16 protein-coding genes and 2 pseudogenes are annotated in these 15529 nt (G+C 67.6%); 5 read left to right on the plus strand and 13 right to left on the minus strand.

What is annotated here, in order from left to right:
* Positions 1 to 20: 20 nt before the first annotated feature.
* From wbpD to radA, 12 genes and pseudogenes are all read right to left on the minus strand, one after another.
* Entirely contained in the window at positions 21 to 599 is a 579-nt protein-coding gene (wbpD, locus tag ACFJI0_RS25330) for a UDP-2-acetamido-3-amino-2,3-dideoxy-D-glucuronate N-acetyltransferase (RefSeq protein WP_382322810.1), read from the minus strand.
* A 6-nt stretch (positions 600 to 605) separates the two neighbouring features.
* Positions 606 to 2471: an acyltransferase family protein gene (locus ACFJI0_RS25335; RefSeq protein ID WP_382322811.1), complete on the minus strand. Its 1866-nt coding sequence runs from the start codon at positions 2469 to 2471 to the stop codon at positions 606 to 608.
* A gap of 30 nt (positions 2472 to 2501) precedes the next feature.
* Positions 2502 to 3456 (minus strand): annotated as a pseudogene (locus tag ACFJI0_RS25340) (Gfo/Idh/MocA family protein).
* 9 nt (positions 3457 to 3465) lie between these two features.
* Positions 3466 to 4764: a nucleotide sugar dehydrogenase gene (locus tag ACFJI0_RS25345; protein ID WP_382322812.1), complete on the minus strand. Its 1299-nt coding sequence runs from the start codon at positions 4762 to 4764 to the stop codon at positions 3466 to 3468.
* Positions 4765 to 4790: 26 nt separating this feature from the next.
* A complete protein-coding gene (gene rfbC / locus ACFJI0_RS25350; RefSeq protein ID WP_382322813.1) occupies positions 4791 to 5330 on the minus strand; it encodes a dTDP-4-dehydrorhamnose 3,5-epimerase in 540 nt (179 codons plus the stop codon).
* Complete coding sequence (gene rfbA / locus ACFJI0_RS25355) at positions 5327 to 6214, minus strand: glucose-1-phosphate thymidylyltransferase RfbA (protein WP_382322814.1); 888 nt, start codon at positions 6212 to 6214, stop codon at positions 5327 to 5329. The genes rfbC and rfbA overlap by 4 nt, the downstream gene beginning before the upstream one ends.
* The gene (rfbD, locus tag ACFJI0_RS25360) at positions 6211 to 7131 is read right to left on the minus strand and encodes a dTDP-4-dehydrorhamnose reductase (RefSeq protein ID WP_382322815.1); all 921 of its coding nucleotides are present in this window, start codon (positions 7129 to 7131) and stop codon (positions 6211 to 6213) included. Before rfbD ends, rfbA begins: the two co-directional genes overlap by 4 nt.
* On the minus strand, positions 7128 to 8198 hold the full coding sequence (rfbB, locus tag ACFJI0_RS25365) for a dTDP-glucose 4,6-dehydratase (RefSeq protein ID WP_382322816.1): 1071 nt from the start codon (positions 8196 to 8198) through the stop codon (positions 7128 to 7130). The genes rfbD and rfbB overlap by 4 nt, the downstream gene beginning before the upstream one ends.
* 108 nt (positions 8199 to 8306) lie before the next feature.
* Complete coding sequence (locus ACFJI0_RS25370) at positions 8307 to 8513, minus strand: zinc-finger domain-containing protein (RefSeq protein ID WP_382322817.1); 207 nt, start codon at positions 8511 to 8513, stop codon at positions 8307 to 8309.
* A 10-nt stretch (positions 8514 to 8523) separates the two neighbouring features.
* A complete protein-coding gene (locus ACFJI0_RS25375) occupies positions 8524 to 9474 on the minus strand; it encodes a branched-chain amino acid transaminase (RefSeq protein WP_291116073.1) in 951 nt (316 codons plus the stop codon).
* Between the two features lie 52 nt (positions 9475 to 9526).
* Complete coding sequence (locus ACFJI0_RS25380; RefSeq protein WP_382163201.1) at positions 9527 to 9961, minus strand: glycerate kinase; 435 nt, start codon at positions 9959 to 9961, stop codon at positions 9527 to 9529.
* A 60-nt stretch (positions 9962 to 10021) separates the two neighbouring features.
* A pseudogene (gene radA / locus ACFJI0_RS25385) lies at positions 10022 to 11397 on the minus strand (DNA repair protein RadA).
* A 29-nt stretch (positions 11398 to 11426) separates the two neighbouring features.
* Between radA and ACFJI0_RS25390 the strand changes: the two are divergent.
* Positions 11427 to 12506, plus strand: coding sequence for a hypothetical protein (locus tag ACFJI0_RS25390; RefSeq protein WP_382322818.1), 1080 nt, complete (start codon positions 11427 to 11429; stop codon positions 12504 to 12506).
* On the opposite strand, the gene ACFJI0_RS25395 is transcribed toward ACFJI0_RS25390, so the two are convergent.
* Positions 12481 to 13542 carry an NAD(P)H-dependent flavin oxidoreductase gene (locus ACFJI0_RS25395; protein ID WP_382322819.1) on the minus strand — a complete coding sequence of 354 codons (1062 nt, stop codon included), beginning with the start codon at positions 13540 to 13542 and terminating at the stop codon, positions 12481 to 12483. The two genes, ACFJI0_RS25390 and ACFJI0_RS25395, sit on opposite strands and share 26 nt — an antisense overlap.
* A 78-nt stretch (positions 13543 to 13620) precedes the next feature.
* Between ACFJI0_RS25395 and hpaR the strand changes: the two genes are divergently transcribed.
* From hpaR to ACFJI0_RS25415, 4 genes are read left to right on the plus strand one after another with little or no spacing between them, the layout of a single operon-like run.
* Positions 13621 to 14112 (plus strand): homoprotocatechuate degradation operon regulator HpaR, encoded by a 492-nt coding sequence (hpaR, locus tag ACFJI0_RS25400; protein ID WP_382322820.1) that lies wholly within the window; start codon positions 13621 to 13623, stop codon positions 14110 to 14112.
* Positions 14109 to 14336: a hypothetical protein gene (locus ACFJI0_RS25405; protein WP_382322821.1), complete on the plus strand. Its 228-nt coding sequence runs from the start codon at positions 14109 to 14111 to the stop codon at positions 14334 to 14336. Before hpaR ends, ACFJI0_RS25405 begins: the two co-directional genes overlap by 4 nt.
* Positions 14312 to 14758 (plus strand): fumarylacetoacetate hydrolase family protein, encoded by a 447-nt coding sequence (locus ACFJI0_RS25410; protein ID WP_382322822.1) that lies wholly within the window; start codon positions 14312 to 14314, stop codon positions 14756 to 14758. Before ACFJI0_RS25405 ends, ACFJI0_RS25410 begins: the two co-directional genes overlap by 25 nt.
* Positions 14755 to 15528: a fumarylacetoacetate hydrolase family protein gene (locus tag ACFJI0_RS25415; RefSeq protein WP_382322823.1), complete on the plus strand. Its 774-nt coding sequence runs from the start codon at positions 14755 to 14757 to the stop codon at positions 15526 to 15528. Before ACFJI0_RS25410 ends, ACFJI0_RS25415 begins: the two co-directional genes overlap by 4 nt.
* Position 15529: the final 1 nt, after the last annotated feature.

Here is a 15529-nt window from a genome sequence, read left to right on the forward strand (position 1 = left end):
ATTGGCTCGTGGTGTGAAGTTCAGGGGGCGAGCTGGCAGACACCGTCCACCAGCAGGTAGCGTTGGCCGGTGTGCGAGCAGGTGGTGCTGGCGTTGCCACTCAGGGGGAGGTCGAGTTGCTCGCCGTACTGGCTGCACCAGCCGATCTGGCGCGCGGGCACGCCCACCATCAGCGCGTAGGCCGGCACGTTCTTGTTCACCACCGCCCCGGCCCCGATCAGCGCGAATTCACCGACGGTCACACCGCAGACGATGGTGCAGTTGGCGCCCAGGGTGGCGCCGCGCCGCACCAGCGTGTCGCGGTACTCGTTCTTGCGCTCGATCAGCGCCCTGGGGTTGTACACATTGGTGAACACCATGCTGGGGCCGCAGAAGACGCCTTCTTCCAGCGTGACGTTGTCATAGACGCTCACGTTGTTCTGGATCTTGCAGCGGTCGCCGATCGACACCCGGTTGCCGACGAACACGTTCTGCCCCAGCGAGACGCCAGCGCCGATGCGCGCGCCACCGCAGACATGCACGAAGTGCCAGACGCGCGAACCTGCGCCGATGACGGCACCGTCATCGACGATCGCACTGGGGTGGACGGTGTAGCTCATGCTGGATCAACGCTGGGTTGGCTGTGTTTGAAGGGCTGAATATATCTCTGCAGCGAAAAGGCGCCCGTACGCCCGGGACCCCACTTCGTTCAGGTGGTGGTGGTCCATGTAGATCAGCTGATTGTCGTGGAACGGCTTGGTCCGGAAAAAATCCGTTGCGCCGTAGTTCAGGAAGCGGACATGCGGGAACGGCCGGGACAGCTGCTGGATCGCCGCGTTGGCGGCCTCTGCGTCGGCCGATGAGGCGATGGGGGCGTTCAGCCCGAGCTGGCTGAACCGCACCGACCGCACCGGATTGCCTTGCAGCATGGGGACCTGTGCCAGCACGATGACCGACTGGTGCTGGCGGGCCGTCTCCTGGAAGAACGCTTCCAGGGCCTTGAGGAACTGCGGGCTGTTCGCGTGTCGGGACCACATGCCGGCGACGATGACCGTGTGCACCGCAGGCCGCAGAGCGTTGACGAACCGGGTCTGGTCCTGGCACGGCTGCCGGTCGTAGACGGGAATCCTGTCCACGTCGAAGCCATCGATCGGCACGCAGTTGCTGGCCGAGACGACCTGAACGGCGAAACCTTTCTCCCGTCCGGCGACGTCAAAGGCCGGGTTGAGTTGCGCGGCGTGGCTGTCGCCCAGCACCAGGGCCAGCGGTGGCGCACCCGGCATGCCCCGCAGGCAGTCGCCCACCTTGCGCTCATGGCAGATCTGGCTGGGGTCGGCGTAGCGAAGGGTGGACGGCGTCATGGGATGAACGATGGAGGCGTTCAATCGATTGACCGTCATCAGCGGGATCGCCACCACTGTGGCGCCCAGCAACAACCAGCGCGGCCAGCGTTGGCGGCTGAACTGGAGTCGGCGCGCGGGCGTCTCGATGAACGACCACGAAAGCCAGGAGAGCAGCAAGGTGATGGCCGCGAATGCGAGCCACAGCACGGGCGCGAGCTCATAGGCCTGGGTGATGTAGCGCAGGAAGGCCAGCACGGGCCAGTGCCACAGGTACAGGGAGAAAGACAGGCCCCCCAGCCAGACCATCCCGGGCGACTTCAGCCAGCCCGTTGCCCGGCCTTCGGCGCGGCCCGCGATGACCAGCATCACGCCCAGGCAAGGCCACAGGCTCCACAGGCCCGGGAAATGCTGTTCTGGAATGAAGACCCATGACGACAGCATCAGGACCAGGCCGAGGAGGCTGGCGCCTGCGCGTTGCCGGGCGGTCCACCCGTTGCCCACGCCATGCAGCGCCATCAGGGAGCCCAGCAGGAATTCGGGCATCCGTGCGATCAGCGAGTAGTACGCGTCGCGCGAGCTGACCGGGTCGGCCAGCTGCCATTGCGCAAACGCCAGACCCGCCACGATCAGCAGCAGAAACAAGGGCGTGAGCGTGGACCGGCGCAGCAGGACAAAGCACAACGGGAGCAGCAGGTAGAACTGCATCTCGATCGCCAGGGACCAGGTGTGCAGCAGCGGCAGCTCATGGGCGTCCGGTGTGAAATAGCCGTTGAAGTTCGAGAAGAAGTGGTTGCTGGTGAACTTCAGGGACGAAGACAGGCTGCGCTTGAACAGCGCGAAGTCGGGTGGCAGGAACACGATGGCCGCCACCACCGCGCACACGAGCAGCGTGACCACGTAGGCCGGCACGATTCGCTTGGCGCGGCTCCAGTAGAAGCCGGACAGGGAAATCCGCCCCTCGTTTTTCAGCAGCAGGCTCGAGATGATGAAGCCCGATATCACGAAAAACATGTCCACCCCGACGAATCCGCTGGGCAGCCAGGATTTGTCGAGGTGGAAGGCGAGCACGGCCAGGACGGCCAGCGCACGCAATCCCTGGATGTCGAGCCTGATGTCCTGGGTGCTCAGGCTCGGCGCGGGGGCGGACATGGGTTTGAACGACGACCTGTCGCGTGCCGATCAGGCGAGTTCGAGCCGACTCAGGAAAGGGTGGCCTTCATCGCTGGCCGCACGGACGGGGCGGAACGTGCGGATGACGTTGACCGTTTCGATGCAGTGGCGCGCATCTTCCACACCGTAGCCGCGCCCGGCCAGAATCTCGCGGTAGCTGGTGGTGTGCAGGTCGGTGAAGCCTTCGGAGAATTCCAGCTGCTCACCGCTGATGTCGATGTTGCGGTAGGTCGTCTTCTTGCCCTTCACCTCGTCGGGCAGGTCGTTGGCATCGATGGACAGGAACCAGCGGACCCGGGCGCGCTCGTACTCCAGGTAGCCCGCGGCCTTGGCTTCACCGGCATGGTGGACCACGTTGCGCTGCAGTTTGCCGAAGATGAAGTGCAGCATGTCGAAGAAGTGCACGCCGATGTTGGTGCGCAGCGCCGAAGGCCTTGCGGGGGTCGCCTTTCCAGCTCTCCGCATACCAGCGCCCACGCGAGGTGATGTAGGTCAGCTCGACGTCGAACTTGGTGTCCACCGGTGCCGCTGCCACCTTTTCCTTGAGCTTCAGGATGGCGTCGTGGTGGCGCAGCTGCAGGATGTTGTACACCCGGCGCCCGGTCTCGCGCTCCACCAGCGCCAGCTCGTCGAGCAGTTCGGGGGTCGGCACCAGCGGCTTTTCGCAGATGACGTCGCAGCCCAGCCGCAAACCGGCCGCGATGTGGGCATGGTGCAGGTAGTTGGGCGAGCAGATGGCCACGTAGTCCAGCGCCGTTTCGGGCTGCCGCTTGAGCTGGTGTGCGTACTCCTGGAAACGCTCGAACTCGGTGAAGAACTCGCTCTGCGGCGAGATGCTGTCGATGATGCCCACCGAGTCGTTGATGTCGTACGCCACGGCCAGGTGGTGGCCGGTGTCCTTGATGGCGCGCATGTGGCGCGGAGCGATGTAGCCGGAGGCGCCGATGAGTGCAAAGTTCTTCATGTGGATGGTTCAGAAGCGGAAGACATGGAAACCCTGGGCGTCCAGGGCATGGCGGTCGTAGAGACTCTTGAGGTCCCCGATCACGGGCGCGTGGGTGCGGGTGCAGACGGCGCGAAGCGCTTGCGGTCCAAGCTCGCGGAACTGCTGATGCCCGACCGCCACGATCAGGCTGTCGACGGGTTGGTCGGCGCTCAGCCTGGACAGGCTGATGCCGTACTCGTGCTCCACCTCGGCGGGATCCGCCCAGGGGTCTTCCACCACCACCTTCACGTTCCAGCCCTGGAGTTCGCGCACCAGATCCACCACCTTGCTGTTGCGGATGTCGGGGCAGTTCTCCTTGAAGGTGATGCCCATCACGCCCACCGTGCTGCGTGCCACGTCGATGCCGTTCTTGAGCATTCGGCGGATCATGCTGCGCGCGGCGTAGCGCGCCATGTTGTCGTTGATGCGCCTGCCCGCGAGGATCACCTGCGGGTGGTAGCCGAGTTCTTCCGCCTTGTGGGTGAGGTAGTACGGGTCCACGCCGATGCAGTGACCGCCCACCATGCCGGGCCTGAATGGCAGGAAGTTCCACTTGCTGCCCGCCGCCTCCAGCACCTCCAGCGTGTCGATGCCGATGCGGTCAAAGATGACGGACAGCTCGTTGACGAAGGCGATGTTGAGGTCGCGCTGGCTGTTCTCGATCACCTTGGCCGCTTCGGCCACCTTCAGGCTGCTCGCTTTCCAGGTGCCGGCCTTGATGATCTGGGAGTACAGGGCGTCGACCTGGGTCGCCACTTCGGGCGTGCTGCCGCTGACGATCTTGCGGATCGTGGTCAGGGTGTTGACCTTGTCGCCCGGGTTGATGCGTTCGGGGCTGTAGCCGCAGAAGAAGTCCTTGTTGAAGACCAGGCCGCTCAGCTTCTCCAGGACCGGAACGCAGACTTCCTCGGTCGCGCCGGGGTACACGGTGGACTCGTAGATCACCACGTCGCCGGACTTGAGCGCCCGTCCCACCGTCTCGCTGGCCTTGACCAGCGGGGTCATGTCGGGCCGGTTGGCCTTGTCCACCGGCGTGGGCACCGTGACGATGAACACCTGGGCATCCCGCAGCTCGGCGGCATCGCAGCTGTAGCGCAGCTGCTTCGCCTGGGCCAGTTCCTGGGCGTTGCACTCGAGGGTGTGGTCACGGCCTTGCCTGAGCTCCTCGACGCGATGGGCATCGATGTCGAAGCCCAACACAGGGCGGTGCTTGCCGAATTCGACGGCCAGTGGCAGGCCCACATAGCCCAGGCCGATGACGGCAATGGTTTTTTGATCCAGGTTCATGTGCAGATCGATGAGGTGGGGATTTTTCAGATATCGGACGCGCTGAGCGTGGTGCCCAGTTGGTCCTTGGGAGACAACAGCGGCTGCACACCTGCAGGCCACTGGATGCCGATCTCGGGGTCGTTCCACGCAATGCAGCGTTCGTGCTGCGGGGCGTAGTAGTCGGTGGTTTTATACAGGAAGTCGGCGGCGTCGCTGAGCACCAGGAATCCGTGGGCGAGGCCCGGGGGCACCCAGAGCTGGCGGTGATTGTCCTCGCTCAATTCGCAACCGACCCATTGGCCAAACGTCGGCGATTGGCGGCGGATGTCCACCGCCACATCGAACACCGCGCCCCGCACCACCCGCACCAGCTTGCCCTGGGGTTGCTGCACCTGGTAGTGCAGGCCGCGCAGCACCCCACGGGCGCTGCGGCTGTGGTTGTCCTGGACGAAGTCCAGGTCCAGGCCCGTGGCCTCGTTGAAGGCCTTCTGGTTGAAACTCTCGAAGAAGAAGCCCCGTGCGTCGCCGAACACCCTGGGTTCGATGATCAGCACGTCGGGAATGCGGGTGGGGGTGACCTTCATCGCTGCACCGGTTCCTTGAGCAGGCGCATCAGGTACTGGCCGTAGCCGTTCTTGAGCACCGGTTGCGCCAGAGCCTCCAGCTGTGCGCTGTCGATCCAGCCGTGTCGCCAGGCAATCTCTTCCGGACAGGCGATCTTCAAGCCCTGGCGGTGTTCCAGCGTCGCGATGAACTGGCTGGCCTCCAGCAGGCTGTCGTGCGTGCCGGTGTCCAGCCAGGCGTAGCCACGCTGCAGTATCTGCACGTTCAACAGGCCCCGGTCCAGGTACGCCTGGTTGACGTCGGTGATCTCCAGTTCGCCGCGCGCGCTGGGCTTCACGGCCCGGGCGATGTCGATCACCTGGGCGTCGTAGAAATACAGGCCCGTCACCGCGTAGTTGCTTCTGGGTTCGGCGGGTTTCTCTTCGATGCTGCGGGCCTTGCCCTGGGCGTCGAAGGCCACCACGCCGTAGCGCTGCGGGTCGTTCACGTGGTACGCAAACACGGTGGCGCCGCTGGCCTGCTGGTCGGCGCTGGCGAGCAGGCTCGCAAAATCGTGTCCGTAGTAGATGTTGTCGCCCAGCACCAGGGCGCTGGGGCTGTTGCCCACGAAGTCGGCGCCGATGATGAAGGCCTGCGCCAGGCCATCGGGGCTGGGCTGCACCGCGTACTGCAGGTTCATGCCCCAGGCGCTGCCGTCGCCCAGCAACTGCTGGAAGCGCGGCGTGTCCTGCGGCGTGCTGATCACCAGCACCTCGCGGATGCCGGCCAGCATCAACGTGGTCAACGGGTAGTAGATCATCGGCTTGTCGTACACCGGCAGCAATTGCTTGCTGATGGCCAGTGTGGCCGGGTGCAGGCGGGTGCCCGAGCCGCCTGCGAGGATGATGCCTTTGCGTTGCGTCATGCGGATGTGCCCGTGGGTCCAAGGATTTCGGCAAGCATACGCCGCACGCCAAGCTGCCAGTGGGGCAGGGCCAGGCCGAAGGTGTCGCACAGGCGCGTGGTGTCCAGGCGCGAGTTCAGGGGGCGCCGGGCGGCTGTCGCGAAGGCGCTGCTGGGCACCGGCGCCACGTCCTGCACCTTGAGGGGCAGGGCAGGGTGCAGGGCCCGCGCCGTGTCGAACACGAAGCGGGCATAACCGTTCCAGCTCGTTTCGCCGGCGGCGCTCAAGTGGTAGGTGCCGGCGCAGGCGGGCTCGCGCAGCACCTGCCGCATCGCGTGGGCCGTGACGTCGGCGATCAGCTCGGCGCCGGTGGGCGCCCCCCACTGGTCGTCGATGACGGTGAGGTGTTCGCGTTCCTGGGCCAGGCGCAGCATGGTGCGGGCGAAGTTGCCGCCGCGCGCCGCGTAGACCCAGCTGGTGCGCAGGATCAGGTGCCGCGCCCCGCTGGCGCGCACCAGGTTCTCGCCGTCGCGCTTGGTCGTGCCGTAGACGCTCAATGGCGCGGTGGCGGCGTCCTCGCGCCAGGGAAGGTGGCCGCTGCCGTCGAACACGTAGTCGGTGGAGTAGTGCACCAGCAGGGCCCCCACGGTGTGCGCGGCGTCGGCCAGCGCCCCGGGAGCCACGGTGTTGACGGTGTGCGCCAGCCCGGGCTCGCTTTCGGCCCGCTCCACGGCCGTGTGGGCCGCGGCGTTGACGATCACGTGGGGGCGCAGCCGCTGCACGGTCTCGCGCAGCGCGTCGGGCCGGGCAAGGTCGCCGCAGCCGCCATCGGCTTCGGTGCTGTGCCGGTCGAGCGCGACGAGTTCGCCCAGCGGCGCGAGACTGCGCTGCAGCTCCCAGCCGATCTGGCCGTTCTTGCCGAGCAGCAGGATCTTCATGCGGCGGCCGGTGCCCCGTATTGCGCCTGCACCCACTGCCGGTAAGTGCCGCTCTGCACGTGCGCCACCCAGTCGGGGTGGTCCAGGTACCACTGCACGGTCTTGCGGATGCCGGTCTCGAAGGTCTCGGCCGGCTTCCAGCCAAGCTCGGCCTCGAGCTTGCGCGCGTCGATAGCGTAGCGCCGGTCGTGCCCGGGGCGGTCTTTCACGTGCGTGACCTGCGCGGTGTACGAGCCGCCGTCGGCGCGTGGGTGCAGTTCGTCGAGCAGGGCGCAGATGGTGTGCACGATGTCGATGTTGGGCTTCTCGTTCCAGCCCCCCACGTTGTAGGTTTCGCCGACCGAGCCGGCCTCCAGCACGCGGCGGATCGCGCTGCAGTGGTCTTTCACATACAGCCAGTCGCGCACCTGCAGGCCGTCGCCGTACACCGGCAGGGGCTTGCCCGCCAGCGCGTTCACGATCATCAGCGGGATCAGCTTTTCGGGGAAGTGAAAGGGCCCGTAGTTGTTGCTGCAGTTCGTGGTCAGCACCGGCAGGCCGTGCGTGTGGTGCCAGGCGCGCACCAGGTGGTCGCTGGCGGCCTTGCTGGCCGAGTAGGGGCTGTTGGGTTCATAGGCGTGGGTTTCGGTGAAGGCGGGCGCGCCGGGCGCCAGGCTGCCATACACCTCGTCGGTGCTCACGTGCAGGAAACGGAAGGCCGACCGGTCGGCCTCGGGCAGGCCGCTCCAATGGGCACGCACCGCTTCGAGCAGGCGGAACGTGCCCACCACATTGGTCTGGATGAAGTCTTCCGCGCCGTGGATGGAGCGGTCCACATGGCTCTCGGCAGCGAAGTGGATCACGGCGCGCGGCCGGTGGTCGGCCAGCAGGCGGGTCAGCAGGGCGTGGTCACCGATGTCACCCTGGACGAACACGTGGCGTGCGTCGCCCTGCAGGCTGGCCAGGGTTTCCAGGTTGCCGGCATAGGTGAGCTTGTCGAGGTTGATGACCGGCTCATCGTGGAGCGCCAGCCAGTCGAGCACGAAGTTGGCGCCGATGAAGCCGGCGCCACCAGTGACCAGAATCATCGGTTGTCCCTGTCCCTTGGGGGTTGGTCTTCAAGCGCCCGTCAAGGGTGCCTGGCCCACCGCATTATCTTCGGTCTCCCGGGGCTTCCGGGCGGCCGCCGTGTTCGTTTAGTGACCGTGTGAAACGGTCTCGCCCGCCTTCAGGCGGTACACCGTGCCGCAGTAGGGGCACTTCGCCTCGCCCGTGACGGCCACGTCCAGGTAGACCTTGGGGTGGCTGTTCCACAGCTTCATGTCGGCCAGCGGGCTGGGGCAGAACACGCCTCCATGGGCGTTGAGGTCGGAGGCCTTGAGTTCGACGGCTGCTTTGCTCATGGCGTGTTCCTCAGACCTTGGCCAGCCAGTGGGCGTACTTGGGGTTGCGGCCGTTGACGATGTCGAAGAACGCGCTCTGGATCTTCTCGGTGATGGGGCCGCGGCTGCCCACGTAGTCGCCCTTGCCCAGCTCGATGCGGTCGAGTTCGCGAATCGGGGTGACTTCGGCCGCGGTGCCGGTGAAGAAGGCCTCGTCGGCGATGTAGACCTCGTCGCGGGTGATGCGCTTCTGCACGATCTCCAGGCCCAGGTCCTTGGCGATGTGGAACACCGTGTTGCGGGTGATGCCGTTGAGCGCGCCGGCCGAGAGGTCGGGCGTGTAGATCACGCCGTTTTTCACCACGAAGATGTTTTCGCCGGCGCCTTCGCTCACGAAGCCGCTGGAGTCCAGCAGCAGGGCCTCGTCGTAGCCCTCGTCGGTGGCCTCCATGTTGGCCAGGATGGAGTTGCTGTAGTTGCTCACCGCCTTGGCCTGCGTCATGGTGATGTTGACGTGGTGGCGGGTGTAGCTGCTGGTCTTCACGCGGATGCCGCGCTTGAGGCCTTCGTCGCCCAGGTAGGCGCCCCAGGCCCAGGCCGCGACCATCAGGTGGATGGTGTTGCCCTTGGGCGACACGCCCAGCTTCTTGTCGCCGATCCAGGTCAGCGGGCGCAGGTAGCAGCTCTCGAGCTTGTTCTCGCGCACCACGGCCTTCTGGGCCTCGTTCACCTCGTCCTGCGTGAACGGGATCTTCATGCGCAGGATCTTGGCGCTGTTGAACAGGCGCTCGGTGTGTTCCTCGAGCCGGAAGATCGCGGTGCCACCCTGGGTGTTGTAGGCGCGCACGCCCTCGAAGGCGCCACAGCCGTAGTGCAGGGTGTGGGTCAGCACGTGGATCTTGGCGTCGCGCCAATCCACCATCTGGCCGTCCATCCAGATCTTGCCGTCGCGGTCGGACATCGAGGGAACGATGGGGCTCATGTGGGGGTCCTTGGGTTGTTCGTGGGGCAGTCCGGCTGCCAAACCCATGATTTTACGGTGTCGGGCTGCCACCCTCCGGTGCCGCCGGGGCCTCATCCGTGGCGGGGCGGTGCAGCTTCCAGCCCTGCAGCTTGCCGTTGAGGAATTCCGCCGTCACGGTCGAGTCGCCGTTGTCGCGCCAGCGGTAGACCTCGGGTTGCACACTTTCTTCGGACAACCGCTCGCCCAGCGAGCGGGTCATGGCCATCACGTGCATCAGGGTGACGCCGGGCTTGAGCTTGGCGTTGAGCATCACCGCGCTGTCCACGTAGCCGATGGGGCGGTCGGACGCGCGCTTGAGCACCGTCATGAGGCGGGTGAAGTGCAGCAGCAGCCACATGGTCAGGCCGCCGCCGACGGCGGCCACCCCGGGCCAGCCGTAGGTGCGGTGGGACAAATACAGCAGGCCCAGGCCGGCCGCGAGGTAAAGCAGTTTCTGGAATCGCATAAAGGGGATTGTCGTTGCTGGCCGGGGCGGGCCGTTTGCGGCAAGTACGGATGGCCCGGCTCAGGCCAGGCTGCGCGCCAGTTCCATGGCTTCCTCGATCCGGTCCACGCCGTGCACCGTGAGGCCCTCGAAGGCCTTGTCGTTCTTGCGCGGCAGGTTGGCCTTGGGCACCACGGCCACGCTGAAACCCAGCTTGGCGGCTTCCTTGAGCCGGTCCTGGCCGCGTGGCGCGGGGCGCACCTCGCCCGCCAGGCCCACCTCGCCGAAGGCCAGGAAGCCCTTGGGCAGCGGTTTGCCGCGCAGACTGGAGGTGATGGCCAGCATCACCGCCAGGTCGGCCGCCGGCTCGCTGATGCGCACGCCGCCGACCGCGTTGACGAACACGTCCTGGTCCATGCAGGCCACGCCCGCGTGGCGGTGCAGCACCGCCAGCAGCATGCCAGGCGGTCGCGGTCCAGGCCGACCGACAGGCGCCGGGGGCTGGGGCCGCCGCTGTCCACCAGTGCCTGGATCTCCACCAGCATGGGCCGCGTGCCCTCCAGCGTCACCATCACGCAGCTGCCGGGCACCGGCTCGGAATGCTGCGAGAGAAAGATCGCGCTCGGGTTGCTCACGCCCTTGAGGCCTTTTTCCGTCATCGCGAACACGCCGATCTCGTTCACCGCGCCGAAGCGGTTCTTGATCGCGCGGATCAGGCGGAAGCTGCTGTGGGTGTCGCCTTCGAAATACAGCACCGTGTCCACCATGTGCTCGAGCACGCGCGGGCCGGCGAGGGCGCCTTCCTTGGTCACGTGGCCGACCAGCACGATGGCCGTGCCGCTGGCCTTGGCCGCGCGCGTGAGGTGGGCCGCGCACTCGCGCACCTGCGCCACCGAGCCCGGGGCCGAGGTGAGCTGCTCGGAGTACACGGTCTGGATCGAGTCGATCACAGCGATGGCGGGCCGTGTCGCGTCCAGCGTGACCAGGATCTTCTCGAGCTGGATCTCGGCCAGCACGCTGACCTGCGAGCCGTCCAGCCCGAGCCGGCGCGAACGCAGGGCCACCTGGGCGCCGCTTTCCTCGCCGGTCACGTAGAGCGTCTTCAGGCCGGCGCGCTGCAGCGAGTCCAGCGCCTGCAGCAACAGCGTGGACTTGCCGATGCCCGGGTCGCCGCCGATCAGCACCACGCCACCCTCCACGATGCCGCCGCCCAGCACGCGGTCCAGCTCGTCGTGGCCGGTGGGCGTGCGCTGCACGTCGGTGGCCTCGATGTCGGCCAGGGTGGTGACCTCGGCCGTCTTCGCCAGCGAAGCGAAGCGGTTCTTGGCCGGGGCGGTCGATTCCGCGACCGATTCGACCAGGGTGTTCCAGGCGTTGCAGTGCGGGCATTTGCCCAGCCACTTGGGGCTGGTGCCGCCGCATTCGTTGCAGATGTATTGGGTTTTGTCTTTGGCGATGGTGCCGGGCAAATATAGTCGACACCCTCATGTCCCCACCTGTTCCCGCCGCCGCCCTGCAAGTGCTGCCTCCCGGCGCGCAAGCGCTGTCGGCCGCCGCGCGCGCCTACAACCTGCAACTCACCCGCATCGACAAACTCAAGCGCCAGCTGGCCGAGATGGATGCGCTCGCGCAGCAGCACCGCCAGGAACGCCACCAGGCGGTCGACCCACTGCGCCGGCAGCTGGCCCGGGACCAGCGCGCGCTGGCCCTGGCGCTGGACGGTCAACTGCAAGGCAAGCTGCTGAGCCGCGTGCAGGCCGACACCGCGCGCGCGCTGCTGCGCCGCCTGGTGCGCGCCCTGGCCGAAGCGGGGGACGCCGCGATGCGTGAACTGCACGACCGCCACAGCCCACGCACCCTGGCGCAACTCCAACAGGACTCGGCCGATGCGCTGCGCCAGCGCCTGGAGGCGGTGCTGGGCGAGCCACTGGACGACGAGGGCCAGAACCTCAGCGCCGAACAACTGCTGCACGCCGGCATGGAGCGCCTGCGGCGTTCTCAGGCGGATGCGCAGCAGCAGCGCCGGGGGGCCGCGCAAGCCCGGCGCGAACGCAAGAAGCCTGGCGCCGCGGCGCGCCAGACCCAGCAGCACGATGCCGACACCTTGTTGCGCCGCCTGTTCCGCCAGCTCGCCAGTGCCCTGCACCCCGACCGCGAGACCGACCCGCAGGCGCGGTTGCGAAAGACGGCCTTGATGAGCGAGGCCAACGCCGCCTACGAACAACGCGACCTGGTCGCGCTGCTGCAGATCCAGGCCCGCGCCGAGCTCGCCGACCCCGCTGCCGGGCAGCAGCTGTCCGACGAGCGCCTGGCCTCGCTCACGCTTTTGCTCAAGGCCCAGGTGGCGGCATTGGAGCGCGAGCGCGCCGCGCGGCAGAGCGCGCTGTCGGACGAGTTCGATCTGCCAGAGGGCGTGTCAACCAACGCCAACACCTTGTTGCAGAGCCGGATCGATGAGACGCGCGCGCTGGAGGGCGCCCTGGCTCAGCTGGCGCGCGACCTCGAGCAGGCGGAGGATCCCGCGCGGCTCAAGCGCTGGCTCAACGCGCAGCGCGATCTGGCGTGAACCCCTGAATCAGTTCCTGCACGAGCTCCGCCGCAGGCACCTCCCGGCAGCCACTCGCGTTCTGACCCGACCACAGCGGTGAGAAGTCGCCGCTGCCCTTGGCCTCCCAATGCGCGCGCAGCGGCGCCATGGCCGCCGTGGCCAGCGGGAACGCCGGCGCGACCGGGTTCATGGGGCCGAGCTCACGCATCACGCGGTTGACGATGCCGCGCGCCGGGCGACCGGTGAACAGGTGGGTGAGGGCGGTGTGGTGCGCCGCCTCGCTCTGCAGAGCCGCGCGGTGCAGCGCGCTGGTGGTGGCTTCGGGGCAGCACAGAAAAGCCGTGCCCACCTGCGCGCCCGAGGCGCCCAGCGCCATGGCCGCGGCCACGCCCGCCGCATCGGCAATGCCGCCGGCCGCGATCACCGGCACGCCCACGGCCGCCACGATCTGCGGCAGCAGCGCGAAAGTGCCGGCCTGCGTCGTGAGGTCGTCCGTGAGGAACATGCCCCGGTGGCCGCCGGCCTCGACGCCCTGGGCAATGATGGCGTCCACGCCGAAGGCCTCCAGCCAGCGCGCCTCTTCAACCGTGGTGGCCGAGGACAGCACCACGCTGCCCCAGCCCTTCACGCGGTCCAGCAGGTCCAGGTCGGGCAAGCCGAAATGGAAGCTCACCACCTTGGGCCGGAAGCGTTCGAGGATGTCGGCCGCCGCGCGGTTGAATGGCACGCGGCCCGGCCCGGTCGGCACGGCATCGATGTCCAGCCCCGCTTCGCGGTAGTAGGTGCCCAGCCAGGCGCGCCACGCCGCTTCGCGCGCTTCGTCGGCCTCGGGTGGTGCGTGGCAGAAGAAGTTGACGTTGAACGGCCGCTCGGTGCCGGAGGCCAGTGCCGTCAGCTCGCGGTCCATGGCTTCGGGCGAAAGCATGGCGCAGGGCAGGGAGCCCAGCGCGCCCGCGTTGCTCACCGCCACCGCCAGGGCCGCGCCCTGCACGCCCGCCATCGGCGCCTGGATCAAGGGGTATTCCGTACCGAGCAGGGCAGTGAGTGCGTTCATGCGCGCATTCTCACCGCGCCGCCGTTCCGGGTAAACCCTTGATTTGTTTCCAGAATAATCATTTAATATATTAAATAAATGGACGACACCACCCCTTTCATCCACCGCAACCTGCCGCGCCTGCTGCTCGAAGCGCGCGAGGCCGTGATGCTGCACACCCGGCCCAGCCTGCGCCAGTACGGCCTGTCCGACCAGCAGTGGCGCGTGCTGCGCGTGCTGGGCGAACACGCGCAGCTGCCTGGCGGGGTGGAGACCGGGCGCGTGGCGCGCGAGGCCTTTCTGCTCGGCCCCAGCCTCACCGGCGTGCTCACCCGCATGGAGCGCGACGGCCTGATCGCGCGCAGCCGCTGCCCGCAGGACGCGCGGCGCACCGTGGTGCGCGCCACGCCAGCGGGGCTCAAGCTGGTGAAGGGCCTCTCCAGCACCATCGAGGCGCACTACGCCTGGATGGAGCAGCGCCTGGGCAAGGCCCGGCTGGCGCAGCTCTACGCCCTGCTCGACGAGGTGATCGCGCTCGAACAACCCCTGAACACCGAAGAGGCCGATGGCCTGGAGGACGACGCCGCATGAACCCGATTCCCTGGATGCCGGCCGGCACGGTCTACGGCACCCTGCTCAACTTCCAGCGCGAACACGCTCTGTGGGCGCCGCGCATGCACGAGGCGCCCTACAAGGCGCCGCCGAAAGCGCCGGTGCTCTACGTCAAGACCGCCAACACCTTCACGCCCATGGCCAGGCCATCGCGCTGCCCGCCGGTGCGGCGGTGCAGGTGGCGGCCTCGCTCGGCCTGGTGATGGGCGAGGGCAGCGTGCTCGGCGCGGTGCTGTTCAACGACGTGGCCATCGCGCACGAGAGCTACTACCGCCCGCCCGTCAAGGCGCGCTGCATCGACGGTTTCCTCGGCGTGGGCGCCGAGTGCGTGCCCATCGCACAGCTCGGAGGCCTGGCCGGGCTGGTCGATCTGCAGATCGAACTGCACATCAACGGCGTGCACCGCCAGACCACGGTCCTGGCCGAACTGCTGCGCGACGCCGCCACCTTGCTGGCCGACGTGAGCGAGTTCATGACCCTGCGGCCGGGCGACGTGCTGATGCTGGGCTCCGACTGCCTGGCCGACGGCACGCGCCCGCTGGTGCACCCGGGCGACACGGTGGAGATCACCGCCCCGGGCTTCGCGCCCACCTTGCACAGCTTCACACAGGAGGTGGCCGCATGAAGCGCGCCCGCATCGCCTGGGCCGGCGCGGTCCACGACGCCATCGAGTCCGACGGCCAGCTCGAACTGCTCACACCGGCCCTGAAAGGCCGCCGCGTGGCCTTTGACGACGTGGTCTGGCTGCCACCGTTGCAGCCCCTGCCGCCGCAGCGCCCGCGCACCGTGCTCGCGCTCGGCCTGAACTACGCCGACCACGCGAAGGAACTGGCCTTCAAGGCGCCCGAGGAACCGCTGGCCTTCGTCAAGGGCGAGGCCTCGCTCACCGGCCACCGCGGCTTCACGCGGCGCCCGCCCGGCGTGGATTTCATGCACTACGAGTGCGAGCTCGCGGTGGTGATCGGGCGCACCGCCAAGCGGGTGAAGAGGGCCGACGCCCTGGACTTCGTGGGCGGCTACACGGTGGCGAACGACTACGTCATCCGCGACGTGCTGGAAAACTGGTACCGACCCAACCTGCGCGCCAAGAACCGCGACACCTGCACGCCCATCGGCCCCTGGCTGGTGGACGCGGCCGACGTGCCCGATCCGATGAACCTCGCGCTGCGCACCACCGTCAACGGCGAGGTGACGCAACAGGGCAGCACGCGCGACATGATCTTCGACGTGCCCACGCTGATCGAGTACTTCAGCGCCTTCATGACGCTGCAACCCGGCGACCTCATCCTCACCGGCACGCCCGACGGCGTGGTCGACTGCCGGCCCGGCGACGTGATCGTCACGTCCATCGAAGGCATCGGCGACCTCGTCAACACCATCACCCAACACCCCTGAA

Source organism: Hydrogenophaga sp. UC242_53, from assembly GCF_042696965.1.
Classification (GTDB): domain Bacteria; phylum Pseudomonadota; class Gammaproteobacteria; order Burkholderiales; family Burkholderiaceae_C; genus Hydrogenophaga.

What these genes read in the sequence shown, in the direction of transcription:
- wbpD (WP_382322810.1), bottom strand. Translation starts at nt 599, where the DNA reads ATGAGCTACACCGTCCACCCCAGTGCGATCGTCGATGACGGTGCCGTC.
- ACFJI0_RS25335 (WP_382322811.1), bottom strand. Translation starts at nt 2,471, where the DNA reads ATGTCCGCCCCCGCGCCGAGCCTGAGCACCCAGGACATCAGGCTCGAC.
- ACFJI0_RS25345 (WP_382322812.1), bottom strand. Translation starts at nt 4,764, where the DNA reads ATGAACCTGGATCAAAAAACCATTGCCGTCATCGGCCTGGGCTATGTG.
- rfbC (WP_382322813.1), bottom strand. Translation starts at nt 5,330, where the DNA reads ATGAAGGTCACCCCCACCCGCATTCCCGACGTGCTGATCATCGAACCC.
- rfbA (WP_382322814.1), bottom strand. Translation starts at nt 6,214, where the DNA reads ATGACGCAACGCAAAGGCATCATCCTCGCAGGCGGCTCGGGCACCCGC.
- rfbD (WP_382322815.1), bottom strand. Translation starts at nt 7,131, where the DNA reads ATGAAGATCCTGCTGCTCGGCAAGAACGGCCAGATCGGCTGGGAGCTG.
- rfbB (WP_382322816.1), bottom strand. Translation starts at nt 8,198, where the DNA reads ATGATTCTGGTCACTGGTGGCGCCGGCTTCATCGGCGCCAACTTCGTG.
- ACFJI0_RS25370 (WP_382322817.1), bottom strand. Translation starts at nt 8,513, where the DNA reads ATGAGCAAAGCAGCCGTCGAACTCAAGGCCTCCGACCTCAACGCCCAT.
- ACFJI0_RS25375 (WP_291116073.1), bottom strand. Translation starts at nt 9,474, where the DNA reads ATGAGCCCCATCGTTCCCTCGATGTCCGACCGCGACGGCAAGATCTGG.
- ACFJI0_RS25380 (WP_382163201.1), bottom strand. Translation starts at nt 9,961, where the DNA reads ATGCGATTCCAGAAACTGCTTTACCTCGCGGCCGGCCTGGGCCTGCTG.
- ACFJI0_RS25390 (WP_382322818.1), top strand. Translation starts at nt 11,427, where the DNA reads ATGTCCCCACCTGTTCCCGCCGCCGCCCTGCAAGTGCTGCCTCCCGGC.
- ACFJI0_RS25395 (WP_382322819.1), bottom strand. Translation starts at nt 13,542, where the DNA reads ATGAACGCACTCACTGCCCTGCTCGGTACGGAATACCCCTTGATCCAG.
- hpaR (WP_382322820.1), top strand. Translation starts at nt 13,621, where the DNA reads ATGGACGACACCACCCCTTTCATCCACCGCAACCTGCCGCGCCTGCTG.
- ACFJI0_RS25405 (WP_382322821.1), top strand. Translation starts at nt 14,109, where the DNA reads ATGAACCCGATTCCCTGGATGCCGGCCGGCACGGTCTACGGCACCCTG.
- ACFJI0_RS25415 (WP_382322823.1), top strand. Translation starts at nt 14,755, where the DNA reads ATGAAGCGCGCCCGCATCGCCTGGGCCGGCGCGGTCCACGACGCCATC.